This is a genomic window from Lonepinella sp. MS14436, assembly GCF_042470565.1.
GTDB lineage: Bacteria > Pseudomonadota > Gammaproteobacteria > Enterobacterales > Pasteurellaceae > Lonepinella.
The window spans coordinates 1,681,824-1,695,759 of sequence record NZ_CP170385.1; the positions used below are offsets into that span (position 1 = coordinate 1,681,824).

At 37.5% G+C, this 13,936-nt stretch carries 15 protein-coding genes; 10 read left to right on the top strand and 5 right to left on the bottom strand.

The window, feature by feature from the left end; translation table 11 throughout:
* Positions 1-2 precede the first annotated feature (2 nt).
* Both menE and seqA read right to left on the bottom strand, forming a co-directional pair.
* Positions 3-1,367 carry an o-succinylbenzoate--CoA ligase gene (gene menE / locus O1Q81_RS08135; RefSeq protein ID WP_386696986.1) on the bottom strand — a complete coding sequence of 455 codons (1,365 nt, stop codon included), beginning with the start codon at positions 1,365-1,367 and terminating at the stop codon, positions 3-5.
* Positions 1,368-1,376: 9 nt separating this feature from the next.
* Positions 1,377-2,039 (bottom strand): replication initiation negative regulator SeqA, encoded by a 663-nt coding sequence (gene seqA / locus O1Q81_RS08140; RefSeq protein WP_386696988.1) that lies wholly within the window; start codon positions 2,037-2,039, stop codon positions 1,377-1,379.
* A 94-nt stretch (positions 2,040-2,133) separates the two neighbouring features.
* On the opposite strand from seqA, the gene O1Q81_RS08145 reads away from it, so the two are divergent.
* The 4 genes from O1Q81_RS08145 (at position 2,134) to gyrA (ending at position 6,901) form a co-directional block, all read left to right on the top strand.
* Positions 2,134-2,919, top strand: coding sequence for an alpha/beta fold hydrolase (locus tag O1Q81_RS08145; RefSeq protein ID WP_386696990.1), 786 nt, complete (start codon positions 2,134-2,136; stop codon positions 2,917-2,919).
* 147 nt (positions 2,920-3,066) lie between these two features.
* Entirely contained in the window at positions 3,067-3,591 is a 525-nt protein-coding gene (gene fldA / locus O1Q81_RS08150) for a flavodoxin FldA (RefSeq protein ID WP_386686767.1), read from the top strand.
* A 12-nt stretch (positions 3,592-3,603) separates the two neighbouring features.
* Entirely contained in the window at positions 3,604-4,032 is a 429-nt protein-coding gene (fur, locus tag O1Q81_RS08155) for a ferric iron uptake transcriptional regulator (protein ID WP_386686770.1), read from the top strand.
* 205 nt (positions 4,033-4,237) lie between these two features.
* Positions 4,238-6,901 carry a DNA topoisomerase (ATP-hydrolyzing) subunit A gene (gyrA, locus tag O1Q81_RS08160; RefSeq protein WP_386696993.1) on the top strand — a complete coding sequence of 888 codons (2,664 nt, stop codon included), beginning with the start codon at positions 4,238-4,240 and terminating at the stop codon, positions 6,899-6,901.
* Between the two features lie 81 nt (positions 6,902-6,982).
* Here the strand turns inward: gyrA and O1Q81_RS08165 are convergent, their stop codons facing one another.
* Positions 6,983-7,114: an entericidin A/B family lipoprotein gene (locus O1Q81_RS08165; RefSeq protein WP_386686774.1), complete on the bottom strand. Its 132-nt coding sequence runs from the start codon at positions 7,112-7,114 to the stop codon at positions 6,983-6,985.
* Positions 7,115-7,295: 181 nt separating this feature from the next.
* Between O1Q81_RS08165 and fumC the strand changes: the two genes are divergently transcribed.
* The 4 genes from fumC to O1Q81_RS08185 all read left to right on the top strand — a co-directional run bounded on the left by fumC (position 7,296) and on the right by O1Q81_RS08185 (position 11,572).
* On the top strand, positions 7,296-8,693 hold the full coding sequence (fumC, locus tag O1Q81_RS08170) for a class II fumarate hydratase (RefSeq protein ID WP_386686776.1): 1,398 nt from the start codon (positions 7,296-7,298) through the stop codon (positions 8,691-8,693).
* A gap of 114 nt (positions 8,694-8,807) precedes the next feature.
* Positions 8,808-9,668 (top strand): SAM-dependent methyltransferase TehB, encoded by an 861-nt coding sequence (tehB, locus tag O1Q81_RS08175; RefSeq protein ID WP_386686778.1) that lies wholly within the window; start codon positions 8,808-8,810, stop codon positions 9,666-9,668.
* On the top strand, positions 9,665-9,985 hold the full coding sequence (locus O1Q81_RS08180) for a CHY zinc finger protein (protein ID WP_386696169.1): 321 nt from the start codon (positions 9,665-9,667) through the stop codon (positions 9,983-9,985). Before tehB ends, O1Q81_RS08180 begins: the two co-directional genes overlap by 4 nt.
* 144 nt (positions 9,986-10,129) lie before the next feature.
* Complete coding sequence (locus O1Q81_RS08185; protein ID WP_386696995.1) at positions 10,130-11,572, top strand: alanine/glycine:cation symporter family protein; 1,443 nt, start codon at positions 10,130-10,132, stop codon at positions 11,570-11,572.
* Positions 11,573-11,668: 96 nt separating this feature from the next.
* On the opposite strand, the gene O1Q81_RS08190 is transcribed toward O1Q81_RS08185, so the two are convergent.
* Both O1Q81_RS08190 and O1Q81_RS08195 read right to left on the bottom strand, forming a co-directional pair.
* Positions 11,669-12,094 carry a molybdopterin-binding protein gene (locus tag O1Q81_RS08190; protein ID WP_386686782.1) on the bottom strand — a complete coding sequence of 142 codons (426 nt, stop codon included), beginning with the start codon at positions 12,092-12,094 and terminating at the stop codon, positions 11,669-11,671.
* Positions 12,095-12,252: 158 nt separating this feature from the next.
* Positions 12,253-12,522 (bottom strand): acylphosphatase, encoded by a 270-nt coding sequence (locus O1Q81_RS08195; RefSeq protein WP_386686784.1) that lies wholly within the window; start codon positions 12,520-12,522, stop codon positions 12,253-12,255.
* Positions 12,523-12,671: 149 nt separating this feature from the next.
* Here O1Q81_RS08195 and O1Q81_RS08200 point away from each other — a divergent pair, with 149 nt between their 5' ends.
* Both O1Q81_RS08200 and O1Q81_RS08205 read left to right on the top strand, forming a co-directional pair.
* Complete coding sequence (locus tag O1Q81_RS08200) at positions 12,672-13,337, top strand: DUF2057 domain-containing protein (protein ID WP_386686786.1); 666 nt, start codon at positions 12,672-12,674, stop codon at positions 13,335-13,337.
* A gap of 142 nt (positions 13,338-13,479) precedes the next feature.
* Entirely contained in the window at positions 13,480-13,935 is a 456-nt protein-coding gene (locus tag O1Q81_RS08205) for a YccF domain-containing protein (protein ID WP_132302304.1), read from the top strand.
* Position 13,936 lies beyond the last annotated feature (1 nt).

Here is a 13,936-nt window from a genome sequence, read left to right on the forward strand (position 1 = left end):
ACTTACTCTCTGATTAATTGAGCTAACGCCTGTTTCAGGCTTACTCGTGAAATTTTAATATTGCCTTGCGATTCCAAATTTAATGGGAAGTAACGCACTGGCTGTTTAAATCGTTCAATTTTATTGGTTAAAAAATCTTGTACTTTTTGCACCGCAGTTTGGCTAAACTCTTGCTGAAATTTCACCATAGCAACAGGTCGTTGACCAAATTCGGCATCATCAATAGGTAACACAAAAACCTGTTCCACTAAAGGATGTTGCTGAATTATTTGCTCAATTTCTTCGGGCTGAATATTTTCTCCCCCTGAAATAAATTGATTATCCAAACGTCCTAAAATATGTAATTGTTCACCATCCCAATGAGCTTTATCTTTGGTTTGTAACCAACCTTGCGTATTAGTCAGTGATTGAATTGTGCCTTGTTGCCAATGCCCCAATGCCAAGCCAGCACCTTTGAGCCAGATTTCATCATTCACCATTTGAAATTCACGCCCCAATAGAGGTTGCCCCACCCCCACTTTGTCATCACATTTTTTAGCAAATACCGTGGATGCCATTTCAGTCATTCCATAACCCGCATAAGTTTGTATGCCAAGTGCGGTCAATTTTTGCGTAATTTCCACAGGAATGTTAGCCCCACCTAATAAAATTGCTTGAGTTTGCACCGCACTTTGAGGATATGCTGCAATGTATTCAAATAACCGTAATGCTTGTGTTGGCACTAAAGATACATGACTGGCTTGTAACACATCATGATAAAAATCACTGCTCGGCACATGCAATTCAGCCCCTTGCAATAACCAACGCCACACAATACCCTGCCCCGAAACATGATACAACGGTAAAGATAATAACCAAGATTTGTCGGCGGTAAAATCCATCAATTGACACACGCCTTGAGCATTGGCTAAATGAGCTTGCACCGTATGTACAATAGCTCTCGGCACCCCAGTTGAACCTGAGGTTAAGGTTAAAGTTAATCCTTGCGTCATCTGATGATTACTGGATCGCACCATAAAATCCTGTGTTTTTTGCTGGGTCGTACAATCAATCCAACATTGAATTTGATTAGCCACACAAAGTTGTTGTATTTTTTCCGTGCTAAAAGCAGGGTTAATGCCTAATACTCGCATATTGCCTTGTAGTCCAGCTAAATAGCAACAAAGCAGATCAAAGCTATTTTTGCCTGAAAAAGCAACGCCATTCCCTGCTTGTAAACCAAGTGAAGTTAACCAATCTAATTTGGCTGAAATCAGTTGATTTAGTTCAAGCCAACTAAAAGCAACGCCCTGCGAGTGATCTCGCAAGGCGATTTGAGCTTGCTTATGCGGATGATTAGCATATTGTTGCCAAGGTAATAATTGCATAACGGCTAATTAATCCGCTACAAAGGCATTTTTAACATAATCAATCGTTTTCTCATCAAATCCCATTTCACGCATAACGCCCTCAAACATAATCATTTTACGACCACTATTATTATTGGTAATCACCCAATGTGGACTATCTGGAATTTGTTTTGGTTTAGTATGATTACCTGCTTCAAGTAAGGTTTGTTCATCCTGAGCAAAATAAACTCGAGTTCGCCCTTGTACATTTTCACTGCTAATGGCTTGAGCAAAATCCTCAGGGTTTGACTTATATAAACCACTTAATATAGTCAAGAAACGCACAACAGCTTTGCTCTCTTGTTTAAATTCTGGTGTTTCTAGCAACGCCACAAGATCTGTACTATCACTTTGTTTACTCACAGATTGTGCCACTTGAACATCTTCTGCTGGCTGTGAAACCCCTTGTGGTTCCACTATTTGCTGATATTCTGTTGGTATTTCGCTTTGTTCAGATGCTGTGTCTTGTTGTACTGACAATGGTTTATCCACATTTTCCGCTTTATCAGATAAATCTAACGCCACCGAACTAATACTTAAAGACGGCAAATTTAATAAACGGCGTAAAATATCCGATGCACTTTCACCAATAGACTGCGTATGACTGGCGATATATTGATAGAGTTCTTCATCCACTTCAATTATTTTCATTTATTATGCTCTCAAAACTTGATTAACAATCCATTTTTCCGCATTATACCGACTTCTGATTAAATTCTCTATGTAAAAAACGATTAAAAAAGCCATGTCAGTTCAACAATTACTCAATTATCAATTTACACCATGCAACACTGCACAAACACAAACCATGGTATTCATCCACGGTTTATTTGGTGATATGAATAACCTAGGTATCATTGCACGTGCATTTAGTGAACAATATTCTATTTTACGCCTTGATTTACGTAATCACGGACAAAGTTTTCACGCAGATGACATGAATTACACTCTGATGGCACAAGATGTCATTGCAGTATTAGAACATTTACAACTGAACAACCTCATTTTAGTTGGACATTCCATGGGGGGAAAAACAGCCATGCGAGTAGCCAACTTACGCCCAGACTTGATCGCTAAATTAATTGTAATTGATATTGCCCCTGTCAGTTATAAACATAACTGGCATAATGATGTATTTATGGGGCTATTTGCCGTAAAACAAGCCAATGCAGAAAATCGCCAAACAGCGAAACCAATATTAGCTCAATATATCAAAGAAGAAAGCATACAACAATTTATGTTGAAATCTTTTGATGCCAATTCATCTGAAAAATTTCGCTTTAATACCACCGCACTTTATCAACATTATGCAGATATTATGGACTGGCAACCGCAAGCCCCTTGCGAAATACCCACCCTATTTATCAAAGGGGGGTTATCCGATTATATTCACCCCACTTATACACAAACTATTTTAGATCAATTTCCCCATGCCAGTTCCTTTACTATTAATGGTTCGGGACATTGGGTTCATGCGGAAAAACCTGATTTTGTTGTGAGAGCGATTGAACGGTTTATTCAATCAAATTAATCTTAATTTAGACGTTTAATTTATAGGGAATTTATGTTATAGTTTCGCAGATATTCTCACTTCAGCTAATCATTATCAATATACGAATGATTACTAAATAGATAATAAAATAATGCTAATATTCAAGGAAAAATAGGTAAATAAAAAATGGCTATTGTTGGTTTATTTTACGGTAGTGACACAGGCAATACAGAAAATATTGCTAAAATGATTCAAAAACAACTTGGCAATGATGTGGTAGATATTCGCGACATTGCCAAAAGCACCAAAGAAGACATAGAAAGTTATGATTTCTTAATGATTGGGATTCCGACTTGGTATTATGGTGAAGCTCAATGTGACTGGGACGATTTCTTCCCAACCTTAGAAAAAATTGATTTTACGGACAAATTAGTGGCTATTTTTGGCTGTGGTGATCAGGAAGATTATGCCGATTATTTCTGTGATGCAATGGGAACCGTCCGCAATATTATTGAACCACATGGTGCAATTATTGTAGGTAACTGGTCAACCGAGGGATATAACTTTGAATCTTCACAAGCATTAATTGACGATAAAACTTTCGTTGGTTTATGTATTGATGAAGATCGTCAACCAGAATTAACTGCTCAGCGTGTTGAAACTTGGGTAAAACAGGTTTATGATGAAATGTGTTTAGCAGAACTCGCATAAGGATAAAGAAATATGTCAGAAGAAAATATTAAATTACTCAAAAAAGTGGGATTAAAAATCACTGAACCACGCTTAACTATTTTGGCTCTTATGCAAGAACACAAAATGGAGCATTTTTCGGCAGAAGATGTGTACAAATTGTTACTTGAGAAAGGCGAAGAAATCGGTCTAGCTACCGTTTATCGTGTACTAAACCAGTTCCACGAAGCAAAAATTTTAACCCGTCATAATTTTGAGGGAAATAAATCTGTTTTTGAGTTAGCACCAACAGTACATCATGACCATATAATCTGTGTAGATTGCGGTAAAGTATTTGAGTTTAACGATACCGTTATAGAAGAACGCCAAAAACAAATTAGTAAAGAACATGGCATTCAATTAGAAAATCACAGTTTATATCTGTATGGAAAATGTACAGATATTGAGAAATGTGATAAATAATTTTTTGTGTTTAAAGGAAGAAAGTGCGGTGAAAAAAAATCGCACTTTTTTATTTTTCCTCGCTGGACATTGTCAACAAAGTAAAATGTGATGAAAAACACCACACTTTTTCTAGTCCCCTTTCAAATAAAATTTTCCCTTAGCCAAAACACCGCATTTTATGCTACAATATCGCCAATTTTTCTCTAAAACTTAGGAAAACTAGATGTCTGAATTAACTCAAGATATAACCCCTATCAGTATTGAAGAAGAACTGAAATCTTCTTATCTCGATTATGCCATGTCGGTCATTGTCGGTCGTGCTTTACCAGATGTACGTGATGGCTTAAAACCAGTGCATCGCCGTGTACTATTTTCTATGGATCAAAGTGGCAACACCTATAATAAATCCTATGTTAAATCCGCTCGTGTAGTAGGCGATGTGATCGGTAAATACCACCCTCATGGTGACAGTGCGGTGTATGACACCATTGTACGTATGGCTCAACCATTCTCATTACGTTATATGTTAGTGGACGGTCAAGGAAACTTTGGTTCGATTGATGGTGATGCACCAGCTGCCATGCGTTATACCGAAGTTCGTATGCAGAAAATTACACAGGAATTACTGACCGATTTAGACAAAGAAACCGTAGATTTTTCGCCTAACTATGACGGTAAGGAAATGATTCCTGATGTATTACCGACTAAAATTCCTGCGCTGTTAGTGAATGGTTCATCTGGTATTGCGGTGGGTATGGCAACTAACATTCCACCACATAATCTGGGTGAAGTAATGGACGGCTGTCTGGCTTATATTGACAATGAAGATATTAGCATTGATGAGTTAATGCAGTTTATTCCCGGTCCTGACTTCCCTACCGCTGCATTGATTAACGGTCGCCGTGGTATTGAAGAAGCCTATAAAACGGGGCGTGGCAAAGTTTACGTGCGGGCTAAAGCCTCTGTCGAAACCAATGATAAAGGGCGTGAAAAAATCATCATCACGGAAATTCCTTATCAAGTGAATAAAGCCAAATTAGTGGATAAAATTGCTGAACTGATCCGTGAGAAAAAAATTGAAGGCATTGCAGGCATATTAGATCTATCAAACAAAGAGGGGATCTGCCTTGAAATCGACATTAAACGTGATGCTGTCGGCGAAGTGGTGCTAAATCACCTTTACGCCTTAACTCAAATGCAGATCACTTTCGGCATAAACATGGTGGCGTTAGATCACGGTCAACCGAAGTTATTCAATTTAAAACAAATTATTGCCGCCTTTGTCAAACACCGCCGTGAAGTCGTTACACGCCGTACAGTGTATGAACTACGTAAAGCACGTGAACGGGCGCATATTTTAGAGGGATTAGCCATTGCCTTGGCGAATATTGATCCTGTGATCAATTTAATTCGTGCCTCCAAAACTGCCGATGAAGCCCGTGAAGGTTTATTAAGTCAACCTTGGGCATTGGGCAATGTTGCCCCAATGTTAGAAGCCGCAGGGGTTGATGCCTCTCGCCCAGATGATTTAGGTGCTGAATTTGGCGTACATGATGGTCAATATTTCCTTTCCGATGCTCAAGCACGTGCTATTTTAGAATTACGTTTACACCGTTTAACGGGTTTAGAACACGAAAAAATTGTCGATGAATACAAAACGATTTTAGTCGAAATCGGTGAATTATTACATATTTTAACCAGTACAGACCGCTTACGTGAAGTGGTTCGTGAAGAATTAGAATTAGTTAAAACTAACTTTAACGATGCACGTCGCACCGAAATTACTGCCTCATCAGGCGATATTAATTTAGAAGATTTAATTGCTCAAGAAGATGTAGTCGTTACCCTTTCACACGAGGGTTATGTGAAATATCAACCTGTTACTGATTACGAAGCACAAAAACGTGGTGGCAAAGGTAAATCAGCGACCAAAATGAAAGAAGAAGATTTTATTGAGAAGTTATTAGTGGCAAACACTCATGATACGATTCTCTGCTTCTCAAGTCGTGGACGCTTATACTGGCTGAAAGTGTATCAATTACCACAAGCCAGCCGTGGAGCGAGAGGTCGTCCGATAGTCAATATTTTACCGTTACAAGAAAACGAACGTATTACGGCGATTTTACCTGTGGCAAGTTATGATGAAAACAAATTTGTCCTCATGGCAACGGCTGGCGGTATTGTTAAGAAAACCTCTCTCACCGAATTTAGTCGCCCACGTACCAACGGAATTATTGCCGTGAACTTGCGTGATGAAGATGAATTGATCGGTGTGGACATTACCGATGGTTCAAATGAAATTATGTTATTTTCATCACAAGGTCGTGTAGTGCGTTTCGCCGAAAGTGCAGTGCGTGCTATGGGGCGTACAGCGACGGGCGTACGAGGGATTAAACTCGCCTTAACTAACGATCTTTCCGATGATGAAAGTGCGGTGGAAATTGAAGAAGTTTCTGATGATAACACAGAAGAAACCTTAGATCTTAATATTGATAAAGTGGTTTCTTTAGTGATACCGAAAAATAATGGCGAAATCCTAACGGCGACCCAAAACGGTTATGGTAAGCGGACTAAATTAGCTGAATACCCAACCAAATCTCGTAATACGAAAGGGGTTATCTCTATCAAAGTCAGTGAACGTAATGGTAAAGTAGTAGCATCAACACAAGTTGAAGAAACCGACCAAATTATGTTGATTACAGATGCTGGTACATTAGTTCGTACGCGAGTAAGTGAAGTAAGTATTGTGGGACGTAACACTCAAGGTGTGCGTTTAATTCGTACTAGCGAAGATGAACATGTGGTTAGTTTGGAACGTTTAGCTGAACCCGAAGATGATGAATTTGATGCTGAAAATGAAAGTGCGGTGGAAAATTCGGAAGAATAATCGTACGGAAGAATAACCGTAACAACGCAAAAGGGGTTAACATCAGTTAACCCCTTATCATCTATAGACTATTACTAGATTTTATTTGCTAAGAGCTTGATCCATTTTTTCACCCGCATTTTGAATATCTTTACCCACTCCTTTAGTGGTTTCACATGCGGTTAGTGACATCACAAATAAGGCGGATAATACAACTGCAATCATTTTTTTCATACTTTTTCTCCTAATAGTTTCTTAAAATCTATTTCACCATACATGAAATTTTAACAATATTCAATCCGCAATATCTAATTTATGATCTACATCACAAAACCAACATTTCCTTTTTAACAAATAGTACATAAAGTGATAAACTTTGCGAGAATTTGATTTTAACTTTTATAAGGTAATTTTTATGACAACATATCGTATTGAAAAAGACACCATGGGCGAAGTTCAAGTACCAGCAGATAAATACTGGGCAGCACAAACTGAACGCTCTCGTAATAATTTTAAAATCGGACCTGAAGCTTCTATGCCACATGAAATTATTGAAGCCTTTGGTTATTTGAAAAAAGCAGCAGCCTATGCCAACCATGATTTAGGCGTATTGCCTGTAGAAAAACGTGATTTAATTGCTCAGGCTTGTGATGAAATCTTGGCTCGTAAATTAGATGATCAATTTCCATTAGTCATCTGGCAAACGGGTTCAGGTACACAATCTAATATGAACTTAAACGAAGTTATTGCAAACCGAGCGCATGTTTTACAAGGTGGTAAATTAGGTGAAAAATCTGTCATTCACCCGAATGATGATGTCAATAAATCTCAATCTTCTAACGACACTTACCCAACCGCAATGCACATTGCGGCTTACAAAAAAGTGGTTGAAACCACTATTCCAGCGGTTGAACGTTTACAAAAAACCTTAGCCAAAAAATCAGCCGAATTTAAAGATGTGGTAAAAATTGGTCGTACTCACCTAATGGATGCTACTCCATTGACTCTTGGTCAAGAATTTTCTGCTTATGCAGCTCAACTTGATTTTGGTTTGCGTGCATTAAAAAATACCTTACCACATTTAGCTCAATTAGCATTAGGCGGCACGGCTGTCGGCACTGGCTTAAATACACCAAAAGGCTATGATGTGAAAGTGGCAGAATATATTGCAAAATTCACCGCACTTCCATTTATTACCGCTGAAAATAAATTTGAAGCCTTGGCAACTCATGATGCAGTGGTGGAAACCCATGGTGCATTAAAACAATTAGCCATGTCATTATTCAAAATTGCCAATGATATCCGTTTGTTAGCATCAGGTCCACGTTCTGGCATTGGTGAAATTCTGATTCCTGAAAATGAACCTGGTTCTTCTATTATGCCAGGAAAAGTAAATCCGACCCAATGTGAAGCGATGACCATGGTTTGCACCCAAGTGTTAGGTAACGATACTACGATTTCCTTTGCAGGTTCACAAGGTCATTTCCAACTTAATGTGTTTAAACCAGTTATGGCAGCAAACTTCTTGCAATCTGCTCAATTATTAGCGGACGTTTGTGTGTCCTTTGATGAACACTGTGCAAGCGGTATTGAACCGAACTATCCACGCATTAAACAACAATTAGAGCAATCTTTAATGTTAGTCACTGCGTTAAATACCCATATCGGTTATGAAAATGCGGCGAAAATTGCGAAAACTGCACATAAAAATGGTACTACCTTAAAAGCAGAAGCCATTAATCTTGGTTTAGTCACCGCTGAACAATTTGATGAATGGGTTCGCCCAGAAGATATGGTGGGTTCATTAAAATAATTATTCACCTAAAACTTGATACGGCTCAATTTTTTGAGCCGTTTTTTATTGCACAAATTAGTCAAATACCCTACTATTAAACTCAACTTTTAGCATTATAAAGGATAACCCAACATGAAAAATGAATTAATTTGTTATAAACGTATGCCCGTTTGGACAAAAGACAGTTTACCGAAAATGTTTCAAGAACAGCATAATACCAAAGTAGGCACTTGGGGGAAATTAACTGTTCTCAAAGGACAACTGAAATTTTATGTCTTAGATGAGAACGGTACTGAATTAAGCCAACATATTTTCACACCAGAAACCCAAATTCCGTTGGTTGAACCGCAAGTTTGGCATAAAGTAGAAGCCCTTTCTGATGATTTGGAATGTTTCCTTGAATTTCATTGTAAAAAAGAAGATTATTTTGCTAAAAAATACAATATGACTCCAACTCACTCCGAAGTCAAAGCAGCGGTTGAACAAATTAAGCCATGCAAAGTATTAGACTTAGGTTGTGGGCAAGGGCGTAATGCGTTATTTTTAAGTTTATTAGGCTATGATGTAACCGCTTGGGATCACAATGAAATGAGCCTTGCTTTTTTAAATGAAACCAAAACCAAAGAAAATCTGCCAATTTCCACCGCAGTTTATGATATTAATTCAGCAAATATTCAAGAAAATTACGATTTTATTCTCTCTACTGTGGTATTTATGTTCCTCAATCGTGAAGCCGTGCCTGCGATTATTGAAAATATGCAAGCCCACACAAATACTGGTGGTTATAATTTAATTGTGGCGGCACTGGACACTGCCGATTATCCTTGCCCGATGCCATTTTCTTTTACTTTTAAAGAAAATGAATTGAGAAATTATTATCAGGACTGGGAATTATTAAAATATAACGAAGAACTGGGTGAATTGCATAAAACCGATGAAAATGGCAATCGGATTAAAATGAAATTTGTCACTATGTTGGCGAAGAAAAAATAATGCAGGTTTATGGCTTATTAGTGGACGATGAAACTCGCTGTGAGCATTATCACAGTGCAGTGGATATTATTGCCATTCAATTCAAATGCTGCGGTAAATTTTATCCTTGCTATCAATGCCATAATGCTTGTGAAGATCACCCGATTGAACGTTGGTCAAAAACAGAATTTGATCAACACGCGATTTTATGTGGTCACTGTAAAAAAACCTTGAGCATTAAGCAATATATGGGAGCGACTCATTGCCCCCATTGTCAAGCTCAGTTTAATATGGGTTGTCAAAAACATTATGCGATTTATTTTGACATCAGAGAATAAAATAGATATTAATCATAAATACCATTCATTTTTTATATAAAATTCAAAATAAAAACATCATTTTTATCTAACCAAAACAAAAAGATAGACTTTCTTATAAATAAAAGAGATTATGCCGTTCTCTTTTATTTATTTGGAGTCATTATGTTTAAGACATTTTTTGATCTTATTGAATCAGGTATTAACTGGTTTAACCAAACACTAAGCACACCATTATGGGATATTACCATCGTGTTATTACTCGGTGTTGGCTTATTTTTTACGATTACCACTGGATTAGTTCAACTCCGCTTATTACCACAAAGTTTACGTGAAATGTGGTCTGGGCGTGTTTCTGACGGTGATTCATTAAGTCCGTTCCAAGCCTTTACTACAGGATTAGCTAGCCGTGTTGGAGTAGGTAATATTAGTGGTGTAGCAACAGCGATTGCTATCGGTGGATCGGGTGCAGTGTTTTGGATGTGGATGACTGCTTTACTGGGAATGTCCAGTGCCTTTGCAGAATCTAGCTTGGCTCAATTATTCAAAGTACAAGATAAAGACGGTACGTTCCGTGGTGGTCCAGCTTATTATATTACACAAGGTTTAAAAGCCCCTTGGTTAGCGGTAATTTTCGCTCTATCTTTAATCTTCACCTTTGGTTTTGCATTTAATGCGGTACAAGCTAACTCTATTGTCGAAGCCACCCATAATGCTTGGAAATGGGATGCTCAGTATGTAGGCATGGCGTTAGTTGTGTTAAGTAGTTTAATTATTTTTGGTGGCATTAAACGTATCGGTGGATTCTCAGCCAAAGTCGTACCAACTATGGCGTTATTTTATTTAATTATTGCTGTGATTATTTTAGGTATGAATATCAGCAAAGTCCCAACTATATTATCGGATATTGTTTCCAGTGCCTTTGATTTTTCTGCTATGGCTGGTGGCTTTTTTGGTGCCGTGTTATCAAAATCCATGTTAATGGGCATTAAACGTGGTTTATTCTCCAATGAAGCTGGTATGGGTTCTGCCCCTAATGCTGCCGCCAGTGCAGATGTTAAACACCCTGCCAGTCAAGGTTTAATCCAAATGCTCGGTGTGTTTGTCGATACTATTGTCGTGTGTAGCTGTACTGCAATTATCATTTTATTATCCGATGATTACGCCACATCAGGTTTACAAAGCATTTCGTTAACCCAACATGCCTTACAATTCCATGTGGGCGATTTTGGTTTGCATTTCCTTGCATTTATTTTATTCTTGTTTGCCTTTTCTTCCATTATCGGTAACTATGCTTATGCGGAAAGTAATATTCGTTTTATTAAAAACCGTCCGTGGCTAGTATTAATGTTTCGTTTAGCGGTATTGTTCTTCGTCTATTTTGGTGCGGTAAATTCCGCCACTATCGTATGGGATTTTGCTGATTCCGTGATGGCAATTATGGCAATGGTTAACTTAGTTGCCATTGTGTTGTTATCGCCGATTGTGTGGATTATTTTAAAAGATTATCAACGCCAATTAAAAGCCAAGCAAGAACCAACATTTTATGTTGATGATCATCCGCAATTAAAAAAATATAATCTTGATCCAAGACTGTGGAAGAAATAAATTAAAATACTCAACGGGAATTAAAACAACAAAAAGTGCGGTGAAAATATTTAATTTTTCACCGCACTTTGTCTTTTCTCATAACTAAATCTAAAACTAACGTTTTACACCTAATACAATATGAGATGCTTTGATTAGAGCTGTGACTTTAGAACCAATCACTAAACCTAGATTTTTAACACTGGTTTCAGTAATAATGGCGGTAAGTTCAATTCCTCCATCTGTTTTCACTGAAACTTCTGCATTCACCGCCCCATCAGTAACTTGCTGAACTGTCGCATTAAATTGATTACGACAAGATAGGATTAAATCATTATCCGTTGATAAGATCACCGAAGGTGCTTTAAAAATAGCGACCACATCTGAACCTACTTTTAAACCTAAATTTTGGGTACTTTCTGATGTAATAGAAGCCACTAATTTTTCACCACTGGTTAAAACGAGTTCAATAATATCCGTAGTTACACCTGTTTTGATTACTTGCACGGTTGCTTTAAGTTGGTTTCTTGCACTAATTGCCATAATTTTCCTTTTTTTAATAGCTAAATAACAAATTTCATTATATCGGAAAAAATACACTTGAACATTATATAGAAAAATATATAATGGATGGGAAAAATAGATAATAATTAGGTAGTAAAGTTTGAGCGAGTTTTCATCCCACGTTTACTCGCTTTTTTTTATTCAATAGAAAATCCAGAAAATACCCTATCACCCGAATAAATCTGTTCAACTACTCTACTCACTTCTGCACTTGGTGAGCCTTGCTGTAACCAATTTCGCATGGCATTAATTTGCTCTGGATTACCTTCAATAACAGTTAATACCGAACCGTCTGAAAGATTTTTGACATAACCACCGATACCTAATTTTCGAGCTTGTAATAAAGTATAAAAACGAAATCCTACACCCTGTACACGCCCATAAACGGTAAATTGTCTTTTTTCCATATATCCTCCTTTTATTTTTAAGAAATAATATCACTTTTTTTACATTCTGCTATTTCCATTTTAGCAAAATTAGCATAGCATATACTCATCACTTTAGGATGATAAAGTGTAAGTCGTTCGATCAATCGATCCTGAAGAAAGGAGTAAATATGAAATTTCGTCTTGCTGCTATTGCAACTGCAGCATTATTAGCTAGTTCAGCGAGTTTAGCTGGTGTTGTTACAAGTTCATCAAATATTGATTTTTTAGCTATTGATGGTCAAAAAGCCAGTAAATCTTTATTAAAAGATGTTCGTTCATTTAACATTAACGACACGAATACACACCAAGTCGTTATTCGTATTTCTGAAATTGTACGTGAAGGCTCTGACCGTAGTCTATTTGAAAGTGATCCTATCGTAGTAACATTCCAAGGTTCTACAGAAGATATTCAAATTTCAGCACCTCGCTTAAGTACCGAGCGTGATGCAGAAAAGTTTAAACAAAATCCCAATATTACCGTGAAAACAAGTTCAGGAAAAACCATTAGCACCAAACAAGAATACTTGAAACAAGAAGGTTTCTTACCTGGGGTAAATTTGGTCGAGAACTTATCTGAATACAATGCTTCAGGTGCAGTTGCTGCTGTACCAGCATTAGCTACTGCAACTTTACCAGCCACGGTTGCAACCATAGGTTCGAACGGTAAAGTACAAAAAGGTAAAGTCACTGTACAAGGTGAAAATGCAGCAGAACAAATGTTGCAATATTGGTATCAACAAGCTGATAAAGAAACTCAACAACGTTTCTTGAACTGGGTGAAAAATCAAAAATAGTTCTGCTTAGTACTTGTGTACCAAACTAAACATATTATGATGTTCTACATCTAGGTAGGTAATAAAGCCACAGCGTGGCGTTACTTAGTATAACCCCGTACGCAAGTACGGGGTTTGGTATTTTCGTTTATAGGATATTTTTATGGCTTTTATTCTAAACATTCTTAATTTCGTTCTCGGTGGCTTTGCAGTAACATTAGGTTGGTTATTCGCCACGGTAATCAGTGCAGTGTTAATTATCACCTTGCCTTACACTCGTAGCTGTTGGGAAATTACCAAAATGTCGCTAGTACCTTTCGGCAATGATATTGTGCATATTAAATATTTAGATCCCAATAATGCAGGAACAGATGTATTAGGCAAAATGCTCAATGTAGTGTGGTTTATTTTCTGCGGTTGGTGGCTTTGTTTAATGCACATTTTTGTGGGCATTGGACAATGTGTAACATTAGTCGGTATTCCAACTGGATTAGCCCATTTTAAACTTGCTCCGATTTCACTCTTTCCCGTAGGACAACGTGTCGTATCCAAAGAAATGGCTGCTCTCGCTCGTCAACATGCTGCCGAAAAGGAATTTGAATTAAGACGTAATGCTTAAT

What these genes read in the sequence shown, in the direction of transcription:
- menE (WP_386696986.1), bottom strand. Translation starts at nt 1,367, where the DNA reads ATGCAATTATTACCTTGGCAACAATATGCTAATCATCCGCATAAGCAA.
- seqA (WP_386696988.1), bottom strand. Translation starts at nt 2,039, where the DNA reads ATGAAAATAATTGAAGTGGATGAAGAACTCTATCAATATATCGCCAGT.
- O1Q81_RS08145 (WP_386696990.1), top strand. Translation starts at nt 2,134, where the DNA reads ATGTCAGTTCAACAATTACTCAATTATCAATTTACACCATGCAACACT.
- fldA (WP_386686767.1), top strand. Translation starts at nt 3,067, where the DNA reads ATGGCTATTGTTGGTTTATTTTACGGTAGTGACACAGGCAATACAGAA.
- fur (WP_386686770.1), top strand. Translation starts at nt 3,604, where the DNA reads ATGTCAGAAGAAAATATTAAATTACTCAAAAAAGTGGGATTAAAAATC.
- gyrA (WP_386696993.1), top strand. Translation starts at nt 4,238, where the DNA reads ATGTCTGAATTAACTCAAGATATAACCCCTATCAGTATTGAAGAAGAA.
- O1Q81_RS08165 (WP_386686774.1), bottom strand. Translation starts at nt 7,114, where the DNA reads ATGAAAAAAATGATTGCAGTTGTATTATCCGCCTTATTTGTGATGTCA.
- fumC (WP_386686776.1), top strand. Translation starts at nt 7,296, where the DNA reads ATGACAACATATCGTATTGAAAAAGACACCATGGGCGAAGTTCAAGTA.
- tehB (WP_386686778.1), top strand. Translation starts at nt 8,808, where the DNA reads ATGAAAAATGAATTAATTTGTTATAAACGTATGCCCGTTTGGACAAAA.
- O1Q81_RS08185 (WP_386696995.1), top strand. Translation starts at nt 10,130, where the DNA reads ATGTTTAAGACATTTTTTGATCTTATTGAATCAGGTATTAACTGGTTT.
- O1Q81_RS08190 (WP_386686782.1), bottom strand. Translation starts at nt 12,094, where the DNA reads ATGGCAATTAGTGCAAGAAACCAACTTAAAGCAACCGTGCAAGTAATC.
- O1Q81_RS08195 (WP_386686784.1), bottom strand. Translation starts at nt 12,522, where the DNA reads ATGGAAAAAAGACAATTTACCGTTTATGGGCGTGTACAGGGTGTAGGA.
- O1Q81_RS08200 (WP_386686786.1), top strand. Translation starts at nt 12,672, where the DNA reads ATGAAATTTCGTCTTGCTGCTATTGCAACTGCAGCATTATTAGCTAGT.
- O1Q81_RS08205 (WP_132302304.1), top strand. Translation starts at nt 13,480, where the DNA reads ATGGCTTTTATTCTAAACATTCTTAATTTCGTTCTCGGTGGCTTTGCA.